Here is a 22,271-nt window from a genome sequence, read left to right as displayed (position 1 = left end):
GTGTCCGGGTGTCCGGTCCGTCGGTCCGCGCACTACGGTGCCGCCATGACGATCGAGCGCCCCGAGCCGTCCTTCAGCGACTCCGAGGTCGGCATGCTCCGCTCCTACCTCGACCACTTCCGCGCGACGGTCCGGTTGCAGGCGAGAGGCCTGACCGACGCCCAGCTCGACCAGACCCTCCCGCCGAGCGACCTCACCCTCGGCGGGATGCTCAAGCACCTCGCCTTCGTGGAGGACTACTGGTTCTCCTACAACCTCGCCGCCCACGAGCCCGCTCCTCCGTGGGACACCGCTCCCTGGGACGACGACCCCGACTGGGACTGGCACAGCGCCGCCGGCGCGTCGCACGCCGAGCTCGACGGACTGCTCGTCGACGCCATCACCCGTTCCGACGCCTGCCTGGACAGCGTGCTGGCGGCTGATCCCGACCTCGCGCAGCGCGTGGCGCGCCCGCGCGACCCGGCCAAGGGGGAGACCGCGACCCTCCGGTGGGTGCTGGTGCACATGGTCGAGGAGTACGCCCGCCACGTCGGGCACGCCGACCTGATCCGCCAGTCGATCGACGGGGCGATGGACATATGAGCATCCGTGTGGCCGCCGAGGCGGACTGGCCGGCGATCTGGCCGTTCTGGCGCGACATCGTCGAGGCCGGCGAGACCTACGCCTACCCGCTGGGCGCGACGTCGGAGCAGGCGCGTGGCTGGTGGCTCGACGGCAGCCACGTGGTCGTGCTGGAGGAGGACGACCGCGTCCTCGGCTCGGCCAAGATGGGCCCGAACCGTCCCGGCCGCGGGGCCCACGTCGGCACCGGCTCGTTCATGGTCGACGGGACCGCGCGGGGGCGCGGGGTGGGTCGCCGGCTCGGCGAGTACGCCGTCCAGTGGCACCGCGACCAGGGGTTCGCCGCGATCCAGTTCAACGCCGTCGTCGAGACCAATACCGCCGCCGTACGCCTGTGGCAGGACCTCGGCTTCGAGATCATCGGCACCGTGCCGCGCGCCTTCGACAGCGCGACCCACGGCCGGGTCGGGCTGCACGTGATGCACCTCGACCTGTCCTGAGGCTGACTTCGAGCGCACTCGACGTTGACGGCCGGGTCTAGCGTGGAAGACGTGACGGACCAGACCCAGCACCCCGACGCCAGCACCCTCGGCCAGCTCCGCGAGAGCGGCCACCAGCTCAAGACGCTCCGCCAGGAGCTCCGCGACAACCTGCTCGCCCGGCTGCGTGCCGGTGAGGACCCGTGGCCGGGCCTCCACGGCTTCTCCGAGACCGTCATCCCGCAGGTCGAGCGCGCCCTGCTCGCGGGCCACGACATCGTCCTGCTCGGTGAGCGCGGCCAGGGCAAGACCCGCCTGCTCCGCTCGCTGGTCGCGCTGCTCGACGAGTGGACCCCGGTGATCTCCGGCTCCGAGCTCGGAGAGCACCCCTACGAGCCGATCACCGTCACCTCCCAGCAGGCGGCCGCGACGTACGGCGAGGACCTGCGCATCTCATGGAGGCATCGCGACGAGAGGTACGCCGAGAAGCTCGCGACCCCCGACACGTCGGTCGCCGACCTCATCGGCGACGTCGACCCGATGAAGGTCGCCGAGGGCCGCCACCTAGGCGACCCGGAGACCATCCACTTCGGCCTCATCCCGCGCAGCCACCGCGGCATCGTCGCGATCAACGAGCTGCCCGACCTCGCCGAGCGGATCCAGGTCGCGATGCTCAACGTTATGGAGGAGCGTGACATCCAGATCCGCGGCTACATCGTGCGGCTGCCACTGGACGTCCTCGTGGTGGCCAGCGCCAACCCGGAGGACTACACCAACCGCGGTCGCATCATCACCCCGCTCAAGGACCGCTTCGGCGCCGAGATCCGCACGCACTACCCGCGCGAGGTCGAGGAGGAGATGGCCGTCATCGAGCAGGAGGCCGACCTCGTCGCCGACGTGCCGACCTACCTCCTCGAGGTGCTGGCCCGCTTCACCCGCAACCTGCGTGACTCCCAGTCGGTCGACCAGCGCTCGGGCGTCAGCGCCCGGTTCGCGATCGCCGGTGCCGAGACCATCGCTGCCGCCGCCCTGCACCGGGCTACCACCCAGGGCGAGGAGCAGGCCGTGGCCCGTGTCGTCGACCTCGAGACCGCCGTCGACGTGCTCGGCGGCAAGATCGAGTTCGAGACCGGCGAGGAGGGGCGCGAGACCGAGATCCTCACCCACCTGCTCCGCACCGCGGTCGCCGAGACGGTGCGTGCCCACCTGGCCGGCATCGACCTGCGACTGCTGGTCGAGGCGATCGAGGAGGGCGCGATGGTCAGCACCGGCGCCCGCGTGGGCGCCCGCGACTTCCTCGCCGGACTGCCGGTGCTGGGTGAGTCCGACCTCTACGACGAGGTGTGCGACCGCGTCGGGGCGACCAACGACGGCGAGCGTGCCGCCGCGCTCGAGCTCGCGCTGGAGGGCCTCTACCTGGCTCGCAAGATCGGCAAGGACACCGACGCCGGGGAGACGGTCTATGGCTGAGGTCCGCTCCGCAGGCACCACCACCATCCGCCCTGGCACCGTTGACGACATCCCCGCGTTCCGCGACCTCGGCGAGGCGGTCGTGCCACCGACCTACGAACCGATCGACGCGGCGTACGCCCAGCGGATGCTCGACGAGTGGTGGGTCCCCGAGGTCTTCGAGAAGTCGCTCGCGCGCAACGCCCACCTCGTCGCCGAGCAGGACGGCGAGGTCGTCGCGCTGGCCAACCTCGGCCGCCTGTCGCAGTCCTATCGCGACTTCCCCTACGTCAGCGGCGACCGCGAGGTGATGTGGAAGCTCTACGTCCACCCCGACCACCAGGGACGCGGCCTCGGGCGTCGGCTGCTCGCCGAGATCGAGGCGATGGTCGAGGGCGACGAGCTGTGGCTCGAGGTGGTCGAGGGCAACGAGCAGGCCTACGACTTCTACCGCGCCCACGGCTTCACGGAGGTCGAGCGCATCGACGGTGACGAGTGGCCCGCGGACATCTGGATGCGCAAGGTGCTGGCTCGATGAGTCGGTTCAAGAAGTACGCCGGCGGCGACCCGCTCGCCCCGCCCGTCGACCTCGCCGAGGCGCTCGACGCCATCGGCCAGGACGTGATGGCCGGCTACTCGCCCGAGCGCGCGATGCGCGAGTTCCTGCGCCGCGGCAGCAGCGACCAGGCCGGGCTCGACGAGCTCGCCCGCCGGGTGGCCGAGAAGCGACGCGAGATCCTGCAGCGCAACAACCTCGACGGCACCATGCGCGAGGTGAAGGAGCTGCTCGACCAGGCCGTCATGGCCGAGCGGGGCCAGCTGGCGCGCGACATCACGATGGACGACGCCGACCGCGACTTCCGCGAGATGATGCTCGACAACCTGCCGACCTCCACGCCGGCCGCGGTGAGCGAGCTGTCGTCGTACGACTGGCAGTCCTCGGAGGCGCGCGAGGCCTACGAGCAGATCAAGGACCTGCTCGGTCGCGAGCTGCTCGACCAGCGCTTCGCCGGCATGAAGCAGGCGCTCGAGGGCGCGACCGAGGAGGACCGGCAGGCCGTCTCGGAGATGCTCTCCGACCTCAACGACCTGCTCGAGAAGCACGCCGCCGGCGGGGTCACGGACGAGGAGTTCCGCGACTTCATGGACCAGCACGGGGACTTCTTCCCGGAGAACCCCCAGGACATGGACGAGCTCCTCGACTCGCTCGCCCAGCGAGCCGCTGCGGCCCAGCGGATGCTGAACTCGATGACGCCCGAGCAGCAGCAGGAGCTGATGGAGCTCTCGCAGCAGGCGTTCGGCTCGCCGCAGCTGATGGAGCAGCTGGCCCGGATGGACGCCAACCTGCAGGCGCTGCGGCCCGGCGAGGACTGGTCGGGCTCGGAGAGCTTCGAGGGTGGCCCCGGGACGGGCATGGGACTCGGCGACGGGACGGGCGCCCTGCAGGACCTCGCCCAGCTCGACGCGCTCGCCGAGCAGCTGGCCCAGTCCCACCAGGGTGCGCGGATGGACGACGTCGACCTCGACGCGCTGGCCCACCAGCTCGGGCAGGACGCGGCTGTGTCGGCGAAGACGCTGCAGGAGCTCGAGCGTGCGCTGCGTGACAGCGGCTACCTCAAGCGCGGCTCCGACGGCGAGCTGCGGCTCTCGCCGAAGGCGATGCGCCAGCTCGGCAAGGCACTCCTGCGCGACGTCGCGGACCGGATGAGCGGACGCTCCGGCGCCCGCGAGACGCGGACGACCGGACTCGCGGGCGAGCCGTCGGGCGCGAGCCGGCGCTGGGAGTTCGGCGACACCGAGCCGTGGGACGTGCCACGCACGATCACCAACGCGGTCCTGCGCGACGCAGGTCGCCCGATCCGGCTCACGGTCGACGACATCGAGGTCGTCGAGACCGAGGCCCGCACCCAGGCGGCGGTCGCCCTGCTGGTCGACACGTCGTTCTCGATGGCGATGGACGGCCGCTGGGTGCCGATGAAGCGGACCGCGCTGGCGCTGCACCAGCTCATCCGGTCCCGCTTCCGCGGCGACGACCTCCAGCTGATCGCCTTCGGTCGGCACGCGCAGGTGATGGAGATCGAGGAGCTCACCGCGCTGGACGCGAAGTGGGACAAGGGCACCAACCTCCACCACGGGCTGCTGCTGGCCAACCGGTTCTTCCGCAAGCATCCCAACGCCCAGCCGGTGCTCCTCGTGGTCACCGACGGCGAGCCCACCGCCCACCTCGAGCAGGACGGCGAGGTGTGGTTCTCCTATCCACCACACCCGCTGACCATCGCCCAGTCGGTGCGCGAGCTCGACGCGTCCGCCCGGCTGGGCGCGCAGGTGACCTTCTTCCGGCTCGGCGAGGACCCGGGCCTGGCCCGCTTCATCGACTCGATGGCGCGACGGGTCGACGGCCGGATGGTCAGCCCCGAGCTCGACGACCTCGGGGCCGCGGTGGTCGGGTCCTACCTCGGCTCCCGCAGCCCGGCGTCGTCGTACCGCGAGCAGTTCGGTGACTGGGCCGGCGGGCGCGGCTTCTGGGTCTGAGCGCTCGAGGGTGGCGGGAAACGACATCGGAACGGGCTCGCGCGATGTCGTACGCCGCCAGGGTGGCGCGAACGACGGCGAACGAGCGGCGTGCTTGGCTGGCCCCATGACCGACCAGCTGACCGCCCGCCGCTTCATCGAGGCGGATCCTTCCGCGATCTTCGCGGTGCTGCGCGACCCGGAGGGCCACGTCGAGATCGACTCGTCGGGGATGCTCCAGGCCGCCGACGGCGACCCGGTGTCCGCGGTCGGCGACCGGTTCACCGTGCACATGGACCGCGAGGCGCTGGGCGACCTGCCGATGGGGCGCTACGACGTCGACGTGGTCATCGACCGCTACCGGACCGACCTCGAGATCGGCTGGTGGATCGACGGCACCATCCAGCCGCCGATCGGCCACACCTACGCCTACCTCCTCGAGGCCGGCGAGGTGGACGGTCGCACCGGCACGTGGGTGACGTCGGTCTACGACTGGTCCGCGGTCACCGACCGGTGGCGCACGATCTTCCCGGTCATCGACCAGACCGCGCTGCGCGCGACGCTCGGCATCCTCGACCGGGTCGTGCGCCGACGGGGTCAGTGACCGGCGGCCTCGAGCATCCGCATCAGCTCGGCCCCCATGTGCTCGATGACGACGTCGAGCGCCTTCTTCGGCCGGACCATCACGGTGAAGTCGACGATCCGGCCGTCGGCGTCCCACGTGATCATGTCGACACCCGAGACGTCGAGGCCGCCGACCTCGCTGCGGAACTGCAGCACCGCCGAGTCCTCACCGAGCCACTCGCGCTCGTAGGTGAGGTGCGGGCCGAGGACGACGAAGGCGGCGGTGAGGTAGCCGACCACGGTGTCGCGACCCTCCTGCGGCGTGTGGACCGCGGGGCTGCGGAAGACTGCGTCCTCGGCGATCAGCGCGGGCAGTCCGGCCGGGTCGCGGGACTCGACGACGGCGTGCCAGCGGGCGAGGGCGTCTGCGGCGGGCGAAGGGGAGGACATGCGCGCCATCGTGCCACCGACGTGCCGCGCCCGTCCCGCGACGCCACCTCGGGGTAGTCCAGTGGCAGACGGTCGTCTTTCGGCCCTCCGGACAGCCATCTGCCACTGGACTACCCCGGCGGGGCAGCCACCTGCCACTGGACTACCGCGCGTGGGAGGTCAGTCAGCGGCGAACCCCGGCAGCGACTCCTCGAGGATCTCCCGGAAGGGGGCGGTGGCGCCGAGCTGGCTGAGCAGCCCGAGGGCGCCGAGCCAGGTGCGGTGGATGAGGAGGTACGACGTCGGGAGGTTGAGCTTGGTGGCCAGCGTGAACGTCTCGGCGCGAGGGTCGTTGATCCGCTCGAACTGCTCGCGCATCCACTCGCGGGTGAAGGAGAACCGCTCCTGCGCGGCCGGCTCCACGAACGGCGCGAGGTAGGCCAGCACGAGCGCCGGGTCGACGGCGGTGCGCTCCTTGATGAAGCCCTCGGCACGCAGGCCGGCGACCAGCGACTCCTCGTCGGACTCCATCGCGACACGGATGAGCCGGCCCATCGCCTCGGGCAGCTGACCCTGCGGGAGGCGGGCCACGGCTCCGAAGTCGAGCACGCCCAGCCGGCCCAGGCCGCCGTCGTCGGCCGGGATCACCCGGAAGTTGCCGGGGTGCGGGTCGGCGTGGAGCATGCCGGTGCGTCGCGGCCCCTCGAACAGGAACCGGACGAAGAGCTCGCCGTAGTGGTCGCGCTCGGCCTGGGTGCCTTCGCGGATGACGTGTGCCAGGGAGTGCGCGGAGTCCATCCACTCCGTGACGATGACCTCGCCGCCCACGGCGACCACGGGTGGGACCACGATGTCGGGGTGGTCGGCGAACGCCTCGGCGTACGCCGACTGCGCCTCCGCCTCGAGGGTGTAGTCGAGCTCGTCGGCGGCCCGCGCCTGCAGCTCGGCGACCAAGGGCTTGATGTCGAGGCCCGGGAAGACCGGCGCGACGCTGCGCGCCAGCCGCGCGATCTGCTTCAGGTCGCCCATCAGCGCCTCGCCGGCACCGGGGTACTGCACCTTGACCGCGACCTCGCGCTCCCCGGTCGTGCCATCGTCCCAGCGACCTCGGTGGACCTGGCCGATCGAGGCCGCAGCGGTCGGCGCGCCGTCGAGCCAGACCAGACGTTCCTTCCAGTCCGCGCCGAGGTGCGCGGCGATCTGCTGGCGCACCGTGGCGGTCGGCATCGGGGGAGCGGAGTCCTGGAGCGCGGTCAGCTGCTCGCGGTAGGGCGCGGCCACCTCCTCGGGCAGCGCGGCCTCGAGCACGCTCAGCGCCTGGCCGAACTTCATCGCCCCGCCCTTGAGCTCGCCCAACGTGCGGAAGAGCTGCTCGGCGGTGCGCTGCTGGACGTCGGTCAGCACCGCCTCGGCCGACTTGCCACCGAGTCGCTTGCCGAGGCCCACGGCCTGGCGTCCGGCGTACCCCAGTGGCAGTGCCGCCAGCCGCGCGGTGCGCGCGGCGGCCTTGCGAGGGAGCTCGGTCATGGCCTCATTGTCCCCCGGTGGCAAGGGGAGCGGCCCATCCGGACGGCTGAGTGCTCCGAACAGGGGAGCGTGACCCTCCGTGACCTGACGCCGCGAGCGTCGTTGAGGAGTCGGAGACGACACCCTCGGGAGGACCTCGTGAGACCAGCTCTGAAGCTCAAGCCCGTGCTCGCCGGAGCTGCCGGCGTCTCCGACTTCCTCGCCGGGCAGTCCGGTCCCCTCGGCACCACGTCGTACGACAGGGGCTACGGCCTCGTCGACGTGGTGGGCGCCGTGGCGGCTCCGGGGTAACCCGGAGCAACGAGAACCTCCTCCAGGGGAGCCGCCGTGCAACAGGGGCGCGGTGGAGGGACGGGCCGGAGTCACCGACTCCGGCCCGTCCCATGCTCGTCGTCACGTCCTTCTGCGAGGCTGGTGCCGTGGAGCTCGAGTTCGTCGGCGAGGTCGTCGAGTGGCGCGGTCCCGCGCCGTTCCACTTCGTCCGGCTCCCGCTCGACGCCGCCGAGCTGGTCGACGAGGTCAAGGCCGACGTCGTCTACTGGGGCGTCGTGCCGGTGCGGGCACGGATCGGCACGACGGAGTTCACCACCGCCATGTTTCCCCGTGAGGAGACGTGGTTCCTCCCGGTGAAGGCCGCCGTGCGCCGGGCCGAGGGCATCGAGCTCGACGACGTGGTCGGGGTGCGGATGCACGTGGGCCGGGACTGAGCAGACGGACAGATGCAACCTCGACCGCGCCTCGCGCGTCTCTCCGTCGTCCCCGCTCGGGGGACGAGCACTCGAGAACGGACAGCACCATGCGCACCACGATCCTGAGCGCCGCGGCCCTGTCGGTCGCCGCCCTCACCCTGACCCAGCTCCCGCCCGCCAGCGCCGACAGCATCGGCGTCTCCGACCCGAAGGACCTCAGGCACGGCGTCGACCTGCGCTCGGTCACCGTGGACCACAAGGCGAAGAACCTCGTGGTCACCACGACGCACACCGACCTGCAGGAGTCGTTCCGCAGCGGCTCCTCGGGTGCGGTGTTCCTCGACACCGACCCCGACACCCCCGGCCCGGAGTACGTCTTCGCCGGCGGCTTCTTCGTCGGCACCGACTACCGCCTGCTGACCACCGAGGGCTTCGCCACCGCGACGTGGGGCCAACCCGTGGAGGGCTCGTACCGGATGAAGGTCGACTACGAGAAGGAGACCGTGCGGTTCCGCATCTCGCGCGCCGCCATCGGCGACCCCGACGAGGTCCGGGTGGCGGTCCGCGTCGCCGGCACGAAGCCCAACGGCAAGGACACCAGGCTCGACTGGCTCGGCTCCCCGCGGACCTTCACCGACTGGGTCGCGTCCAGCTGATCGCCGGGTGGGGAGGTCCGCGCTACTTGACGACGCGGACCTCCTGCGGCCACCCGCATCCCTCGGCGACCTTGGCGGCCCACTCGCGCGCCTCCTCGATGGTCGACACCTCGATGATGGTGATGCCGCCGAGCTGCTCGGTCGTCTCGGTGTAGGGGCCGTCGGTGACCACCGTCGTGCCGCTCGTGCCGTCGGCGCTGAACGCCTGCGACATGTCCTCCACCAGCCCACCGGCGAAGACCAGGACTCCGGCCGCCTCCATCTCGGCGACCACGGCCGTCGACGGCGCGACGCGGCCGAGGAACCACTCCTCGGTGTGGTCCCCGACCCACTGCTGGTGGAAGTAGATGGCGTACCTCGTCATGGCGTCTCCTCGTGGTGCGGACCGCTCGGCGCGGCCCTCCATCACTGTGACGGACGAACCCGCCCCGGATCGACAGGCCGGCGTGGAGAGGGCGCCGCTAGGGTGATCGACGAGGGGCCCTCGATCGCGCGAGGCCGCACGCCCCCGAGACGTGGCACATCCGCCTCGAGGAGCACGACGTGAGGAACAGCAAGGAGCGCAAGGCGCGCAAGCACGCCGAGCGGGAGGAGTGGGAGCGCGAGCAGCGACGTCTGGCCGCGTCTCGCCGACGACGTACGGCGGTCCTCGGCGGTGCAGCCGCCGTGGCGATCGTGGCCCTCGTCGTGGTCCTGGTCGTCGCGCTCGTCTCGCGGGACGACGAGGTGGCCGCGGAGGATCCGACCGAGACCGTCGAGCTCATCCCGGCCGAGGCCGCCAAGGAGGCGCAGGCGTCCGCCGCCGCCCAGGCCTACGACGCCGGCGAGCCGGTCGCCGAGGACTACACCGTCGATCCCGGGGTCGCGGTGGAGGGGGAGGACAAGCCGGTGGCCGACGACCGTCCGGTCGCGTGTGGTGCCCAGGCTCCGGTCAACGTCGGGGAGGCCCGCTCGCGCTATCCCGGTGGTCCCGCGCGGGTCCTCGAGGAGGGAGTGGACTACGTCGCGAGGATCCAGACCTCGTGCGGCCCGATCGTCATCGACCTCCTGGAGACCGACGCGCCCGTGGCGGTGAACTCGTTCGTCTTCCTCGCCCAGCAGGGGTTCTACGACGGTCTCGAGGTCTTCCGGGACTTCGGCGCCATCACCGCCGTCCAGGCCGGCAGCGGCGACAACACCGTCGGGTGGGACATCGGCTACACCCTGCCCGACGAGCTGGACCTCGCCGAGCGTGAGGGCTACCCGGTCGGCACGGTGACGACAGCGGGTTCAGGCCCCTACACGGCCGGCAGCGCGTTCTACATCGCCTACGGAGAGGGTTTCGACCAGGGCTTCCGGACCGACCGGAGCCAGACCACGTTCGGCCGGGTGCTGAGGGGCATGGACGTCATCGAACGGCTGACCGCGTTCGAGCGGGTGGGCATGGGCGGCGAGGCGTTCGCCCAGCGCCTCTTCATGGAGAAGGTCACCATCGAGGAGCGCTGAGCGGGACGGCAGGGGAGCGTCCCACGAGGTGAGTGCCGCCGGTGACGGGCTCTCCACCCCCGGTGCGGCGTTGACGGCGTCGTCGACGCGGTTGACCAGCTCGACGAGCGCGAAGGGCTTCGCCAGCACGTCGTCGGCCCCGGCGTCGCGACAGGCGGCCAGGTGCGCGTCGCCGACGTACCCGCTCACGACGACGACGGCGCCGGCGAACCCTCCGGCTCGCATCTGGCGGCAGGCGTCGGTGCCGCTGATGTCGGGCAGACCTCGGTCGAGCACGACGACGTCGACGGGGTGCTCGCCGGCCAGCACGGCGGTCACGGCGGCGGTGCCCGTGTCGACGGAGACGACGTGGTGTCCGGCGCGCACCAGGACGCGCGTCATCGCGAAGGCCAGGTCGGGTTCGTCCTCGACGAGCAACACGGTTGCAGGCACGGCCGAACGCTACAAGTGAACGTCACAGGGCATCCACAAAACGGTAAAACTGGTGGTGGCCCGGGCCGGCCGCACCGGCGCGGCCGCGGGCCTCGATGGCGTGACCGACCTCAGGCGGTCTCGGGGAACGCCACACCCGTGTTCGCGTGGCAGCGGTAGCCGAAGGGGTTCTTGGCGAGGTACTGCTGGTGCGCGTCCTCGGCGTAGAAGTACGGCGTCTCGGAGGCAGGGCGGATCTCGGTGGTGATCTCGCCGAGGCCACGGCGGGCGAGCTCGTCGCCGTAGACCTTGGTCAGCTCGCGCGCGGTCTGCTCCTGCTCGGGCGTCGTCCAGTAGATCGCCGAGCGGTACTGGGTGCCGACGTCGTTGCCCTGGCGCATGCCCTGGGTCGGGTCGTGGATCTCGAAGAACTTCTTCACCAGGTCGGCGTACGACACCACTGACGGGTCGAAGACGACGCGGATCGCCTCGGTGTGGCCGGTGCGGCCGCTGCACACCTCCTCGTAGGTCGGGTTCGGCGTGCTGCCGCCGGCGTAGCCGACCGACGTCGACCAGACGCCGGGCACCTGCCAGTAGATCTCCTCCGCGCCCCAGAAGCAGCCGAGGCCGAGGATCGCGACCTCGTAGCCGGCGGGCGCGTCCGGCGTGATGACCGGCGCGTCGAGGACCACGTGGTCGCCGAGGCTCCACATCGACTCCGACCGGCCGGGGAGCGCCTGGTCGGGCGTGGGGAGGGTGGAGGGCTTGCCGAATCCGAACATGCCTCCATTGTCGCGCGGCACGCAAGCGGCTACGTAGTTCTACGCGGTCTAGACGTCGTACTGCCACCGATGTGCTCCTCGCCGGAGAGGAGGAGCGTCATCGGTGCGAGCCCACCGCGGGCCGCGGAGGGAAAGGAACAGCACCATGTCCTCACGTCGATCGGCCCGCCACCTGGTCGTGGCCGTCATGCTCGGGGTGCTCGTCGGGGGTGGCCTGATGGCCGTCACGCCGGCGGGCGCCCAGGTCAGCCAGGCCGCCGCCACCAGCTGGAAGAAGATCTGGAAGAAGGAGCTCAAGCCGCTCGCCGACAAGCGCTACTACACCAAGGCGCAGAGTGACACGGCCTTCCAGCAGAAGGGCGCCTACGCGGCGGCCGGGTCGAGCTACACGAAGGCGGAGAGCTACAGCAAGGGCGAGACCTACAGCAAGGCGGAGACCTACTCCCGGTCCGAGCTCGACACGAAGCTCGCACCGCTGATCAACTCAGTGGCCGCGACCGCGGGCGGCGACCAGACCTTGTCGCTCACCAACGTCACCCAGGTCGTCCGCTCGGTGAGCCTGATGCCACCGGCCAACGGCACGGTCATCGTCTCCTCGTCCGGTCAGGTCGAGTTCAACGCGGCCGGCGCCGCACGGTGCTCGATCAGCCGCACCACGGGACTCGACGGCGATGCCTACCAGGTCGTGAGCGGGGCTGCCGGCGCCTACGCGACCGTCGCCGGCACCCGTGGGTTCACCGTCACCAAGGGTGCCCTGCTGACGGTGAACCTGGTCTGCGACCAGTTCTCCGGGACCGAGACGATCCGGGACACGGCCCTGACGGCGATCTTCGCGCCGAGCTGATCAGCGCACCGAGAGCGTGGACGGCCGCCACCCGGGGGGTGTGGCGGCCGTTCTGCGTCCGGCGCGCGGGGACTACCCTCGCCGGGTGACCCAGGAACACCGAAACAAGTCCGGTTTCGAGACGCGTGCGATCCACGCCGGCTACGAGCCGGACGCGATGACCGGGGCGGTCAACCCGCCCATCTACGCCAGCAGCACCTACAAGCAGGACGGCGTCGGCGGCCTGCGCGGCGGCTACGAGTACAGCCGCTCGGGCAACCCCACGCGTACGGCGCTCGAGGGCGCGCTCGCGGCGGTCGAGGACGGCGAGCGCGGGTTCGCCTTCGCCTCCGGCCTGGCGGCCGAGGACGCGATCATCCGCGCGCTGACCGCGCCGGGTGACCACGTGGTCATCCCCGACGACGCCTACGGCGGCACGTTCCGCCTGTTCGACAAGGTCGCCAGGCTCTGGGGGACCGCCTACAGCGCTGCTCCCGTCGCCGACACCGAGGCAGTCGCCGCGGCGATCGAGCCCGGCCGCACCAAGCTCGTCTGGGTGGAGACCCCCACCAACCCGATGCTCACCATCGGCGACATCGAGGCGCTCGCCACGGTCGCCCACGACGCCGGCGCGCTGCTGGTCGTCGACAACACCTTCGCCTCGCCCTACCTCCAGCAGCCCCTCACGCTCGGCGCCGACGTGGTGGTGCACTCGACGACCAAGTACGTCGGCGGGCACAGCGACGTCGTCGGGGGAGCGGTGGTCGTGCGCGACCTCGACCTGGCCGAGAAGATCGGCTTCCACCAGAACGCGATGGGTGCGGTCGCCGGCCCGTTCGACGCGTTCCTGACCCACCGCGGGCTCAAGACCCTGGGCGTCCGCATGGACCGCCACTGCGACAACGCCGAGCGGATCGTGGAGTTCCTCGACGGCGACCCGCGTGTCACGGAGGTCATCTACCCCGGCCTTGCCGCGCACCCCGGCCACCAGGTCGCTGCCCGCCAGATGAGGCGCTTCGGCGGGATGATCTCGTTCCGCGTGACCGGCGGCGAGGCGCAGGCGCTGGCCGTCTGCGACCGCGCCGAGGTCTTCACCCTCGGGGAGTCGCTCGGCGGTGTCGAGTCGCTGATCGAGCACCCCGGCCGGATGACCCACGCCAGCGTCGCCGGCACGGACCTCGAGGTTCCCGCCGACCTGATCCGGCTCAGCGTCGGCATCGAGAGCGTCGACGACCTGGTGGCCGACCTCGACCGAGCGCTGGGGTGAGCGGCACCACCATCGTCTGCGTCGACTTCGGGTCGACGTTCACCAAGGCCGCGCTGGTCGACCTCGCCACCGGCGACCTGCTCGCGACCGCGAGCCACCCCACCACCCTTCCCGACGCGCGGGGGAGCGGCGACGTGCTCGACGGGTACGACGCCTGCGTGGCGGTGCTCGCCGAGCAGGATCCTCGCGCCCACGACGCCGAGGTGGTGGCCTGCTCCAGCGCCGGCGGCGGTCTGCGGATCGCGGTCGTCGGCAACGAGGAGCTGGTCACCGCCGAGGCCGGCCGACGGGTCGCGCTCTCCAGCGGGGGCAAGGTCGTGCTGGTGCTCTCCGGCGGCCTCGACGCCGCCAAGCTGGCCGACCTGCGCGCGGCCGAGCCCGACGTGGTCCTGCTGGTGGGTGGCACCGACGGCGGCAACGCCGAGGTCCTCGAGGGCGACGCCGCCTTCCTCGCCCACACCCCGTGGGCCGGCCCCGTGGTCGTCGCGGGCAACGTCGAGTCGCAGCCGGTGGTCGCCGGGCTCCTCGCGGGCGCCGGCACCCCGCACGTCCTCGCCGACAACGTCGTCCCGCGCATCGGCGTGCTCGCGCCCGACAGCGCCCGCCGCGCGATCCGCGAGATCTTCCTGAGCCACGTCATCGGCGGCAAGCACCTCAGCAGCCGCACCGACGCAAGCGGCCGGAGCTTCACCGAGCTGGTCCGCGGCGCGACGCCCGACGTCGTGCTGACCGGGGTCGAGCTGCTCGCGCGCGGGCTCGACGACCAGCACCCCGGTGCCGGCGACGTGGTCGTGGTCGACGTCGGCGGCGCCACCACCGACGTGCACAGCGTCGTCGAGCTCGACCCCGAGGACAGCGGCCTGGCCCGTGAGGTCGTGGCGACCACGCCCGTGACCCGCACGGTCGAGGGCGACCTCGGGATGCGGTGGTCGGCGATCACGACGGTGGAGGCAGCCGGTCGGGACGACCTCCACACCGCCGCTGTGCGCCGCCGCGAGCAGCCGGACCTCCTCCCCGACTCCGACGCCGAGCGCGAGGCCGACCTCGAGATCGCGGCCGCCGCGGTGCGGATCGCGCTCGAGCGGCACGCCGGTCGCAGCAAGGTGATCGTGAGCCCCGAGGGGCGGGTGGTCGAGCGCAGCGGCAAGGACCTCCGCGAGGTCGACCTGATGGTGGGATCGGGTGGCGTGCTGCGCCACGGTGGCCCCGACGCCGTACGCCGGGTGCTGCTGCCGGCGACCGGTGACGCCTTCGAGGGTGGGTGGCAGCTGCCCCGCGATCCGACGGTCCTGGTCGACCGTGACTACGTGCTGGCTGCTGCCGGTCTGCTGGCCGAGGAGCACCCGAACACGGCGCACCGGCTGGTGGGGCGGCTGCGCCCCGAGGTCGATCTGTAGCGTGGGCTGATGTGAGCGACGAGGGCACCACCGAACCCGACGACCGCGACGAGGAGAGGGGCCGGCGCCGTCTGTTCGCGGCGATGGGTCGCGCCGACGTCGACGAGGACGGTCTGACGGATCGGCTCGTGGCCCAGTGGGCCCAGATGCGGGCCGAGCGACGCGTCGAGCCGCCCCCGACGTTCACCACCGGGCCGTCCAACTTCAGCCGCGCCCAGGTGCCGTGGGGCCTCGACCTGGCCGCCGCCTGGTCGTGGCGACTGGTCATCATCTCGGCTGCGACCTTCGGCGTGCTGTGGCTGCTCGACTACTTCATCGTGATCACGCTGCCGCTCGCGATCGCGCTCCTCATCTCCGCCCTGTGCGTGCCGCTGGTCAACGCGCTGCGCCAGATCGGCGTCCCGCGCGGACTGGCGACCGGACTGGTCATGATCCTCGGCATCGGCGCGGTCTCGCTGCTGCTGACCTTCGTCGGCCAGCAGGTCGCCCAGGGCGCCAGCGACCTCGCCGACTCGGTCGTCGAGGGCCTCGGCCAGATCCGCTCGTGGGTCAGCACCGGTCCGCTCAACATCTCCGACTCGCAGCTCGACGGCTACATCAAGGAGGTGCAGGGGGCGATCACCGACAGCACCGGCCGTGACGGGGTGGTCACTCGGGTGACCGAGGTCGGCACCGCCGTCGGCCACGTCGTCGCCGGCTTCTTCATCGTGCTGTTCTCGACCTACTTCTTCCTCTACGACGGCGAGCGCATCTGGTCGTGGCTGGTGCGCATCGCCCCCCGCGCCGCTCGCGAGCGCGTCGACGCCTCGGGGCGCGTGGCGTGGCGCTCGCTCACCCAGTTCGTCCGGGCCACCGTGCTGGTCGCCCTGGCCGACGCGATCGGCATCATGATCGTGGCCTACTTCCTCGGGGTGCCCTTCATCGTCGCGATCGGTGTGCTGGTCTTCCTCGGCGCCTTCGTGCCGATGATCGGCGCGACCGTCGCCGGCTCCGTCGCGATCCTGGTGGCGCTGGTCGACCAGGGACCGTGGACCGCGCTGCTGATGTTCGGCGGCGTGATCCTCGTCCAGCAGATCGAGGGCCACATCCTGCAGCCGTTCCTCATGGGGCGCTTCGTCTCCCTCCACCCGCTCGGCGTGATCGTCGCGATCGGCTGCGGTGTGCTCGTGGCCGGCATCGCGGGCGCGCTCATCGCCGTACCCCTCGCCGCCGCGGGCAACGCGGTCGCGCAGCACCTCGCGAGCTACACGGCGATCGGCGAGGACGACCACGAGGAGCTGCTCGACGAGGACATCGCGCCACCGCCGACCGAGGCCGACGAGCTGCCGGAGGACGACAGCCCGCTCGCTGGGCCCTCGGCGCCCGAGGAGGACGACGAGCACCAGAAGGACCGGTCATGACCGAGCAGGTGACCCTCGCCGACGTGCTGTCGGCGCGGGAGACCATCGGCGACAACGCCGTCGTCACGCCGATGGAGACCTCGCGCTGGCTGTCCGCACTGGTGGGCGGCCCGGTCACGCTCAAGTGCGAGAACCTCCAGCGCACCGGCTCGTTCAAGTCGCGCGGCGCGTTCGTCCGCATCGCCCGGCTGACGGCCGAGGAGCGAGCCCACGGCGTGGTGGCGGCCTCGGCCGGCAACCACGCCCAGGGCGTCGCGCTCGCGGCCACCACCCTCGGCATCAAGTCGACGGTCTTCATGCCCGAGGGAGCCCCGATCCCGAAGGAGAAGGCCACCCGCGGCTACGGGGCCGACGTGGTCTTCCACGGTCGCTACCTCGAGGACTCGCTCGCTCGGGCGCGGGAGTTCGCCGAGGAGACCGGCGCCGTCCTGATCCACCCGTTCGACCACGTCGACGTCGTCGCCGGCCAGGGCACGCTGGGCCTGGAGGTCCTCGAGCAGTGCCCCGACGTCCGCACCGTGCTGGTGCCGACCGGCGGCGGCGGCCTGCTGGCCGGGGTGGCGATCGCGGTCAAGGCGCTGCGTCCCGACGTGCGTGTGGTGGGGGTGCAGGCCGAGGGGGCCGCCGCCTATCCGGGCTCCCTCGTCGCGGGCCACCCGGTGCCGCTGGAGTCGATGAGCACGATGGCCGACGGCATCGCGGTCGGTCGGCCCGGCGACATCACCTTCGCCGCCGTGCGCGACCACGTCGACGAGATCGTGACGGTCTCCGAGGAGTCGCTGTCGGTCGCGCTGCTGGCGCTGATCGAGCGCGCCAAGCAGGTCGTCGAGCCGGCCGGCGCCGCGGCCGTCGCGGCGCTGCTCGACGATCCGACCGGCTTCGAGACGCCGGCGGTCGCGGTGCTCTCCGGGGGCAACATCGACCCGCTGCTGCTCAACAAGGTCATCCGCCACGGGCTCGCGGCCGCCGGGCGCTACCTCTACCTCCGGGTCAACATCCCCGACCTCCCCGGTGGCCTCGCCGCGCTGCTCGCCGAGGTCGGCGCCGAGGGGGCCAACGTGCTCGAGGTCGCCCACGAGCGGATCTCGCCGATGCTCGACCTCAACGAGGTCGAGGTCCGCATCCAGCTCGAGACCCGGGGCGAGGCGCACGCCGAGCACCTGATGTCCCGGCTGCGCGAGCGCGGCTACCGGGTGCAGGACTGAGTCGTCGTACGCCGAAATGCCGAGGAGCGGTGAGTGAGGCAGGTTCCGCGGCTGCGGAACGTGTCTCACCCACCGCTCCAGAGAGCGATCGAAGCGCTCAGGCCTTGTAGGGCACCGCGTTGACGATCTTCACGCTGAGCTCCTTGCCGTTGGGCGCGGTGTAGGACACCGTGTCGCCCTTCGAGCGGCCGTTGATCGCGGCGCCCATCGCCGACTGCGGCGAGTAGACGTCGAGGTCGTCGCCCTCGGTGAGGTTCTCGCGGGCGCCGAGGAGGAACTTCTCCTCGTCGCCGCCGCCGAAGTCGACGGTGACGACCATGCCGGGCTCGACGACGCCGTCGTTGGCCGGCGTCTCGCCGACCTCGGCGCGACGGAGCATGTCCTCGAGCTGGCGGATCCGGGCCTCCTGCTTGCCCTGGTCGTCCTTCGCGGCGTGGTAGCCGCTGTTCTCCTTGAGGTCGCCCTCGTCACGCGCGGCGGAGATCTTCTCGATGATCTCCTGGCGCTTGGGGCCCCTGAGGTCGTCGAGCTCGGCCTGCAGCTTGTCGTAGGCCTCCTGGGTCAGCCAGATGGTGCCCTGGTCGGTCATGTCACTACTCCTGCTTCACGTAGGCAATCAAGGTGGTACGTCGACGCGGTGTGCCGGGGGTGTGCCACAGCGCAACCGCACCTGGTCGGTGGTTCTCTCTTCCGTCCGATCGGAGTCAGCGCGGCCGCAGACGTGGGCCAGCGCTGCCAGACGGGCAGACCGACAGGCTAGCAAGACGGGCGGCAAAGTGCAGGTCGCGCGCCCGAGGGGGGGTCAGCGGGGGCGGGGCTGGCCCTCGGCCGAGCAGCCGAGCTTCTCCACCGTGGTGGCGCGACGCTCGGTGCGGATCACGACCTCGTTGCTGCCCGGCGTCGGCGTGAAGGCGAGGTCGCCGACGGTGTTGTGGTCCTCGGCGTAGGCCCGCAGCCGGCAGGTGGCGTCGACGTCGGGGTCGCCGAGGCGCACGTCGAGCCGCGCCGAGACGTGGTTGTTGTCGGTCACGTCGAAGGAGACCAGCTCCGAGGTCACTGCGGGGGTCGTGTGGAACCACACCGTCCAGCCGAGCCAGGTGAGGCCGACGACGGCGAGGAAGGCCGCGACGCCGATGGTCACCGGGCGTCGCAACCGCGAGGGCGCGCCGTAGCGATCGGCGAGGTCGGTGGTCACGCACTGAAGCGTAAGTGGGCCCTCCTAGACTCAGGACCATGCCCCAGCCCTCCGTCGTCGACCGGTCCAGCGCCGGACTCCGGCTCATGCACGTGCACGCCCACCCCGACGACGAGTCGAGCAAGGGGGCGGCCTCCACGGCCAGGTACGTCGCGGAGGGGATCGACGTCCACGTCGTCACCTGCACCGGCGGTGAGCGGGGCTCGGTCCTCAACGCCAAGATGGACCGCCCCGAGGTGTGGGACAACATCACCGAGATCCGTCGCCAGGAGATGGAGCGGGCCCGCGACATCCTCGGCATCCGGCAGGACTGGCTCGGCTTCGTCGACTCCGGCTGGCCCGAGGGCGACCCCAAGCCGCCGCTGCCCGAGGGCTGCTTCGCGCTCGTCCCGCTCGAGGAGTCCACCGAGCGCCTGGTGCGGCTGATCCGTGTGTTCCGCCCCCACGTGGTCACGACCTACGACGAGCGCGGCGGCTACCCGCACCCCGACCACATCCGCTGCCACGAGGTCTCCGTCGCCGCCTACCACGCGGCCGGGGACCCGGACCGGTTCCCCGACGCGGGGGAGCCCTGGCAGCCGATGAAGCTCTACTACCACCACGGCTGGAGCTGGGCGAAGACCAACGCCCTGCACGAGGCGATGCTCGCCCACGACCTCGAGTCGCCGTACGCCGAGCGCCTCGAGAAGTGGGAGCGCGAGCCCGACTGGGACGACCGGATCACCACCAAGGTGCCCTGCGGCGACTACTTCGGGGTGCGGGACCAGGCGCTGCTGGCGCACGCGACACAGATCGATCCCGACGGCATGTGGTTCGCGATCCCGCGCGAGATCCAGCAGAACACCTGGCCGACCGAGGACTACGAGCTCGTCGAGTCGACCGTGGAGAGCAGCCTGCCGGAGGACGACCTGTTCGCGGGCATCCCGACTCCCGCTCCGTGACGATCCGGTGAGAGAGTGGTCCTCATGCTCGACCTGCTGATCATCACCTTCCTGGACGACCCGACGCCCAAGCCCAACGAGGTCAAGGCCGGTCCACTGGGCTTCGCGGTGTGGATGTTCATGATCCTCGCGGTCGTGGTCATCGCGTTCAGCCTGGTCAAGCAGCTGCGCAAGGCGCAGGCTGCCAAGGACGCCGGCCTCTACGGCGACGAGCCGGTCGACCGCTCGGCGGAGCAGCCGGAGACCGACAAGCAGGGCTAGCCCGACCGGCCCGGCAGCCACCAGTTCCAGCGGCCCAGCAGCGTCATCGCGGCGGGCAGCATCAGTCCGCGCACGATCGTCACGTCCAGCAGGACCGCCACGGTCATCCCCACGCCGATCTCCTTCACCGCGGTGAGCTCACCGGCGACGAAGCCGAGGAAGACGATGGTGATCGCCACTGCGGCGAGGCTCACCACCGGCCCGGACGCGGTGATCCCGTCGAGCACCGCCCGGTCGCTGAGGGCCCGCGGGTCGTCGTCACGGGCCTTTCCCCTGCTCGCGCGGCGGCGGGGTCGCGCGGCCTCGGCCCGGGCCTCGTCCCACGACTCGCGGATCCGGGAGACGAGGAAGACGTGGTAGTCCATGGACAGCCCGAAGGCGAACATGAACAGCAGCAGGGGAGTGGTGACGTCGAGCGCCCCCCACGAGTCGAAGCGGAGCAACGACGACCCCCAGCCCCACTGGAACACCGCGACCACCACACCCAGCGTGGCAGCGAGGGACAGCAGGTTCATCGCGACCGCCTTCAGCGGCACGACGACGGATCGGGTGAGACGACCCAGCAGCACGGCGGTGAGGAGGGCGACGACCAGGATCGCCACGGGTGCGCGGTCGCCGAGGGCGTCGCGGGTGTCGACCAGCTCCGCCGTCGGCCCGCCCACCAGCGCCTCCGCGCCGAGCGGGGCGGCACGCACCCGGCGTACGAGGTCCTGCGCCTGCGGCCCGTCGTAGTCGCCCGCGGCATCGGGCTCCGGCTCGACCACGAGCCGGGTCGTGTCGTCCGGCAGCGGGTCGAGGAGGAGGACGTCGGCCACGCCGGGGAGGGCGGCCAGCCGGGCCATCGCCTCCGCGGTCTGCGCCGAGTCGAAGGCCGCGTCGACCAGGACCGTGACCGGCGTGGCGATCAGGTCGGGGAAGTCGCGCTCGATCGTGGCCTGCACGAGGCGGGGCTCGCTGTCACGCGGCAGGGAGCGGGTGTCGGAGTTGCGCAGGTCGAGGCTCAGCAGGGGGGCGCTGAGGAGGAGCAGCAGCGCGATGCATCCCGCCAGGACCGGCCAGGGTCGGCGCTGGGCGACGCGGGCGAGGCGAGGCAGGAGCGCGTGCGCGCTGGGGGTGCCGCCGAGCAGCCGGTCCTTCGCAGGTGGCGGGATGCGGGCATGGCCGACCGAGATCAGCACAGGGGTGAGCGTGAGGCCTGCCACGGTGGCCCCCAGCACCGCGACCAGGCCACCGATCGCCATCGGGGAGAGCACCGGGTCGGCCAGCAGGAGGAGCCCGGCCAGTGCCGTGGCGACCGTCAGCCCCGAGACGAGCACCGTGCGACCTGAGGTGGCCAGGGTGCGGCCCAGCACCTCACCCAGCTGCGTACGCCCGGAGGCCGCGGCCCGTTCCTCGCGGAACCGTCCGAGCACGAGCAGGGAGTAGTCCACGGCCAGGCCGAGGCCGAGGAGCGTGACGACGTTGACGGAGTAGTCGCTGACCGGGGTCACCCGGGCCAGCCCGGACAGGGACAGCAACGCGAGGCAGACCGAGCCGAGTGCGGTGATCACGGGCAACGCGCCGGCGACGAGCCCGCCGAGCACGAGCGTCAGCACCGCGAGCAGCACGACGATCGCGACACCCTCGCCCCGCGCGGCGTCCTGGACGGCCTGGTCCGCGAACGCCTCTTCGGCGAGTGCCGGTCCGCCGACCAGGACCTCGGGCATCGGGACCCGTCGCAGCGCCGCATCCACCCGCCCGACCGCGGCGAGTGCTCGGTCGTCGTCGACGGTGGGGTCGATCTCCACCGTGACGACCGTGCTGGTCTGGCCGGGCGCGACGAGGTCCTGCGCCCCGGTCGTCCAGGGGTCGCGCACCTCGACCACGTCGGGCACCTCGGCCACGTCGTGCAGCACCCGACTGGCCTCGTCGATGAGGTCCACGGCGTAGATGTCGGTGCCCGACAGCACGGCCACCACCAGCTCGCCCTCCGGGTCGACGGAGTCGAGGCGCTGCTGCAGCTGGGCGGACTCGGCGTCACGGCGCAGCGGATCGGGCGCCTCAGCCAGGTCGAAGACCGATCCACCGAGGACCGCACCCAGCACGACCGCGACGGCCCACGTCGCGAGCACCCATCGCCGCCACCGGTGCAGGCGGCGTCCCACGGTCTCGAGCACGGGGTGACTGTAGTGGCCCTCACCCCTTTTGACGATTGGCAAACAAAAGTTGTTCCCATTACGCCAGATCGGACCTAGGGTGA

The 22,271-nt window shown here is 71.7% G+C and carries 24 protein-coding genes and 1 pseudogene; 17 read left to right on the top strand and 8 right to left on the bottom strand.

The window, feature by feature from the left end; genetic code table 11:
* The first annotated feature begins 45 nt into the window (after positions 1–45).
* The 6 genes from IEZ25_RS11215 to IEZ25_RS11190 all read left to right on the top strand — a co-directional run bounded on the left by IEZ25_RS11215 (position 46) and on the right by IEZ25_RS11190 (position 5,604).
* Complete coding sequence (locus tag IEZ25_RS11215) at positions 46–582, top strand: mycothiol transferase (RefSeq protein WP_191199509.1); 537 nt, start codon at positions 46–48, stop codon at positions 580–582.
* Positions 579–1,061 carry a GNAT family N-acetyltransferase gene (locus tag IEZ25_RS11210; protein ID WP_191199508.1) on the top strand — a complete coding sequence of 161 codons (483 nt, stop codon included), beginning with the start codon at positions 579–581 and terminating at the stop codon, positions 1,059–1,061. The genes IEZ25_RS11215 and IEZ25_RS11210 overlap by 4 nt, the downstream gene beginning before the upstream one ends.
* 51 nt (positions 1,062–1,112) lie before the next feature.
* Positions 1,113–2,510: a sigma 54-interacting transcriptional regulator gene (locus tag IEZ25_RS11205; protein WP_191199507.1), complete on the top strand. Its 1,398-nt coding sequence runs from the start codon at positions 1,113–1,115 to the stop codon at positions 2,508–2,510.
* A complete protein-coding gene (locus tag IEZ25_RS11200) occupies positions 2,503–3,027 on the top strand; it encodes a GNAT family N-acetyltransferase (protein ID WP_191199506.1) in 525 nt (174 codons plus the stop codon). The genes IEZ25_RS11205 and IEZ25_RS11200 overlap by 8 nt, the downstream gene beginning before the upstream one ends.
* Entirely contained in the window at positions 3,024–5,021 is a 1,998-nt protein-coding gene (locus tag IEZ25_RS11195; protein ID WP_191199505.1) for a vWA domain-containing protein, read from the top strand. The genes IEZ25_RS11200 and IEZ25_RS11195 overlap by 4 nt, the downstream gene beginning before the upstream one ends.
* A gap of 106 nt (positions 5,022–5,127) precedes the next feature.
* Positions 5,128–5,604: an SRPBCC family protein gene (locus IEZ25_RS11190; protein ID WP_191199504.1), complete on the top strand. Its 477-nt coding sequence runs from the start codon at positions 5,128–5,130 to the stop codon at positions 5,602–5,604.
* Here the strand turns inward: IEZ25_RS11190 and IEZ25_RS11185 are convergent.
* Both IEZ25_RS11185 and IEZ25_RS11180 read right to left on the bottom strand, forming a co-directional pair.
* Positions 5,598–6,014 (bottom strand): nuclear transport factor 2 family protein, encoded by a 417-nt coding sequence (locus tag IEZ25_RS11185; protein ID WP_191199503.1) that lies wholly within the window; start codon positions 6,012–6,014, stop codon positions 5,598–5,600. The genes IEZ25_RS11190 and IEZ25_RS11185 overlap by 7 nt on opposite strands.
* Before the next feature lie 159 nt (positions 6,015–6,173).
* A complete protein-coding gene (locus IEZ25_RS11180) occupies positions 6,174–7,520 on the bottom strand; it encodes an ABC1 kinase family protein (RefSeq protein ID WP_191199502.1) in 1,347 nt (448 codons plus the stop codon).
* Between the two features lie 138 nt (positions 7,521–7,658).
* On the opposite strand from IEZ25_RS11180, the gene IEZ25_RS11175 reads away from it, so the two are divergent.
* The 3 genes from IEZ25_RS11175 to IEZ25_RS11165 all read left to right on the top strand — a co-directional run bounded on the left by IEZ25_RS11175 (position 7,659) and on the right by IEZ25_RS11165 (position 8,865).
* The gene (locus IEZ25_RS11175) at positions 7,659–7,811 is read left to right on the top strand and encodes a hypothetical protein (protein ID WP_191199501.1); all 153 of its coding nucleotides are present in this window, start codon (positions 7,659–7,661) and stop codon (positions 7,809–7,811) included.
* A 128-nt stretch (positions 7,812–7,939) separates the two neighbouring features.
* Positions 7,940–8,227: a DUF1905 domain-containing protein gene (locus IEZ25_RS11170; protein WP_318152181.1), complete on the top strand. Its 288-nt coding sequence runs from the start codon at positions 7,940–7,942 to the stop codon at positions 8,225–8,227.
* Between the two features lie 89 nt (positions 8,228–8,316).
* On the top strand, positions 8,317–8,865 hold the full coding sequence (locus IEZ25_RS11165; protein ID WP_191199499.1) for a hypothetical protein: 549 nt from the start codon (positions 8,317–8,319) through the stop codon (positions 8,863–8,865).
* A gap of 22 nt (positions 8,866–8,887) precedes the next feature.
* Here the strand turns inward: IEZ25_RS11165 and IEZ25_RS11160 are convergent, their stop codons facing one another.
* Positions 8,888–9,229 (bottom strand): YciI family protein, encoded by a 342-nt coding sequence (locus IEZ25_RS11160; RefSeq protein WP_191199498.1) that lies wholly within the window; start codon positions 9,227–9,229, stop codon positions 8,888–8,890.
* Positions 9,230–9,408: 179 nt separating this feature from the next.
* Here IEZ25_RS11160 and IEZ25_RS11155 point away from each other — a divergent pair, with 179 nt between their 5' ends.
* Positions 9,409–10,350, top strand: coding sequence for a peptidylprolyl isomerase (locus tag IEZ25_RS11155; protein WP_191199497.1), 942 nt, complete (start codon positions 9,409–9,411; stop codon positions 10,348–10,350).
* A gap of 96 nt (positions 10,351–10,446) precedes the next feature.
* Here the strand turns inward: IEZ25_RS11155 and IEZ25_RS22465 are convergent.
* Positions 10,447–10,770: pseudogene (locus IEZ25_RS22465) on the bottom strand (response regulator transcription factor); the annotation flags it as partial.
* A gap of 122 nt (positions 10,771–10,892) precedes the next feature.
* Entirely contained in the window at positions 10,893–11,543 is a 651-nt protein-coding gene (gene msrA / locus IEZ25_RS11150; protein ID WP_191199496.1) for a peptide-methionine (S)-S-oxide reductase MsrA, read from the bottom strand.
* Positions 11,544–11,688: 145 nt separating this feature from the next.
* Between msrA and IEZ25_RS11145 the strand changes: the two genes are divergently transcribed.
* The 5 genes from IEZ25_RS11145 to ilvA all read left to right on the top strand — a co-directional run bounded on the left by IEZ25_RS11145 (position 11,689) and on the right by ilvA (position 17,635).
* On the top strand, positions 11,689–12,387 hold the full coding sequence (locus IEZ25_RS11145; RefSeq protein WP_191199495.1) for a hypothetical protein: 699 nt from the start codon (positions 11,689–11,691) through the stop codon (positions 12,385–12,387).
* A gap of 85 nt (positions 12,388–12,472) precedes the next feature.
* On the top strand, positions 12,473–13,633 hold the full coding sequence (locus IEZ25_RS11140) for a cystathionine gamma-synthase (protein ID WP_191199494.1): 1,161 nt from the start codon (positions 12,473–12,475) through the stop codon (positions 13,631–13,633).
* The gene (locus IEZ25_RS11135) at positions 13,630–15,030 is read left to right on the top strand and encodes a glutamate mutase L (protein WP_191199493.1); all 1,401 of its coding nucleotides are present in this window, start codon (positions 13,630–13,632) and stop codon (positions 15,028–15,030) included. Before IEZ25_RS11140 ends, IEZ25_RS11135 begins: the two co-directional genes overlap by 4 nt.
* Positions 15,031–15,041: 11 nt before the next feature.
* Positions 15,042–16,430 (top strand): AI-2E family transporter, encoded by a 1,389-nt coding sequence (locus IEZ25_RS11130; RefSeq protein ID WP_318152180.1) that lies wholly within the window; start codon positions 15,042–15,044, stop codon positions 16,428–16,430.
* Positions 16,427–17,635, top strand: a complete 1,209-nt coding sequence (ilvA, locus tag IEZ25_RS11125) for a threonine ammonia-lyase (RefSeq protein ID WP_191199492.1) — start codon at positions 16,427–16,429, stop codon at positions 17,633–17,635. Before IEZ25_RS11130 ends, ilvA begins: the two co-directional genes overlap by 4 nt.
* A 97-nt stretch (positions 17,636–17,732) precedes the next feature.
* Here ilvA and greA read toward each other — a convergent pair whose 3' ends face one another.
* Both greA and IEZ25_RS11115 read right to left on the bottom strand, forming a co-directional pair.
* On the bottom strand, positions 17,733–18,224 hold the full coding sequence (gene greA / locus IEZ25_RS11120; RefSeq protein ID WP_191199491.1) for a transcription elongation factor GreA: 492 nt from the start codon (positions 18,222–18,224) through the stop codon (positions 17,733–17,735).
* Between the two features lie 213 nt (positions 18,225–18,437).
* Positions 18,438–18,830 carry a DUF4307 domain-containing protein gene (locus tag IEZ25_RS11115; protein ID WP_191199490.1) on the bottom strand — a complete coding sequence of 131 codons (393 nt, stop codon included), beginning with the start codon at positions 18,828–18,830 and terminating at the stop codon, positions 18,438–18,440.
* Between the two features lie 38 nt (positions 18,831–18,868).
* Between IEZ25_RS11115 and mca the strand changes: the two genes are divergently transcribed.
* Positions 18,869–19,771: a mycothiol conjugate amidase Mca gene (mca, locus tag IEZ25_RS11110; RefSeq protein ID WP_191199489.1), complete on the top strand. Its 903-nt coding sequence runs from the start codon at positions 18,869–18,871 to the stop codon at positions 19,769–19,771.
* A gap of 24 nt (positions 19,772–19,795) precedes the next feature.
* Positions 19,796–20,032, top strand: coding sequence for a hypothetical protein (locus IEZ25_RS11105; protein WP_191199488.1), 237 nt, complete (start codon positions 19,796–19,798; stop codon positions 20,030–20,032).
* Here IEZ25_RS11105 and IEZ25_RS11100 read toward each other — a convergent pair.
* Positions 20,029–22,188 (bottom strand): MMPL family transporter, encoded by a 2,160-nt coding sequence (locus tag IEZ25_RS11100; protein WP_191199487.1) that lies wholly within the window; start codon positions 22,186–22,188, stop codon positions 20,029–20,031. The two genes, IEZ25_RS11105 and IEZ25_RS11100, sit on opposite strands and share 4 nt — an antisense overlap.
* Positions 22,189–22,271 lie beyond the last annotated feature (83 nt).

It is taken from the genome of Nocardioides hwasunensis (genome assembly GCF_014779665.1).
GTDB lineage: Bacteria > Actinomycetota > Actinomycetes > Propionibacteriales > Nocardioidaceae > Nocardioides > Nocardioides hwasunensis.
This window is presented reverse-complemented; position numbering and strand designations above follow the sequence as displayed.

What these genes read in the sequence shown, in the direction of transcription:
- IEZ25_RS11215 (WP_191199509.1), top strand. Translation starts at nt 46, where the DNA reads ATGACGATCGAGCGCCCCGAGCCGTCCTTCAGCGACTCCGAGGTCGGC.
- IEZ25_RS11210 (WP_191199508.1), top strand. Translation starts at nt 579, where the DNA reads ATGAGCATCCGTGTGGCCGCCGAGGCGGACTGGCCGGCGATCTGGCCG.
- IEZ25_RS11200 (WP_191199506.1), top strand. Translation starts at nt 2,503, where the DNA reads ATGGCTGAGGTCCGCTCCGCAGGCACCACCACCATCCGCCCTGGCACC.
- IEZ25_RS11195 (WP_191199505.1), top strand. Translation starts at nt 3,024, where the DNA reads ATGAGTCGGTTCAAGAAGTACGCCGGCGGCGACCCGCTCGCCCCGCCC.
- IEZ25_RS11190 (WP_191199504.1), top strand. Translation starts at nt 5,128, where the DNA reads ATGACCGACCAGCTGACCGCCCGCCGCTTCATCGAGGCGGATCCTTCC.
- IEZ25_RS11185 (WP_191199503.1), bottom strand. Translation starts at nt 6,014, where the DNA reads ATGTCCTCCCCTTCGCCCGCCGCAGACGCCCTCGCCCGCTGGCACGCC.
- IEZ25_RS11180 (WP_191199502.1), bottom strand. Translation starts at nt 7,520, where the DNA reads ATGACCGAGCTCCCTCGCAAGGCCGCCGCGCGCACCGCGCGGCTGGCG.
- IEZ25_RS11165 (WP_191199499.1), top strand. Translation starts at nt 8,317, where the DNA reads ATGCGCACCACGATCCTGAGCGCCGCGGCCCTGTCGGTCGCCGCCCTC.
- IEZ25_RS11160 (WP_191199498.1), bottom strand. Translation starts at nt 9,229, where the DNA reads ATGACGAGGTACGCCATCTACTTCCACCAGCAGTGGGTCGGGGACCAC.
- msrA (WP_191199496.1), bottom strand. Translation starts at nt 11,543, where the DNA reads ATGTTCGGATTCGGCAAGCCCTCCACCCTCCCCACGCCCGACCAGGCG.
- IEZ25_RS11145 (WP_191199495.1), top strand. Translation starts at nt 11,689, where the DNA reads ATGTCCTCACGTCGATCGGCCCGCCACCTGGTCGTGGCCGTCATGCTC.
- ilvA (WP_191199492.1), top strand. Translation starts at nt 16,427, where the DNA reads ATGACCGAGCAGGTGACCCTCGCCGACGTGCTGTCGGCGCGGGAGACC.
- greA (WP_191199491.1), bottom strand. Translation starts at nt 18,224, where the DNA reads ATGACCGACCAGGGCACCATCTGGCTGACCCAGGAGGCCTACGACAAG.
- mca (WP_191199489.1), top strand. Translation starts at nt 18,869, where the DNA reads ATGCCCCAGCCCTCCGTCGTCGACCGGTCCAGCGCCGGACTCCGGCTC.
- IEZ25_RS11105 (WP_191199488.1), top strand. Translation starts at nt 19,796, where the DNA reads ATGCTCGACCTGCTGATCATCACCTTCCTGGACGACCCGACGCCCAAG.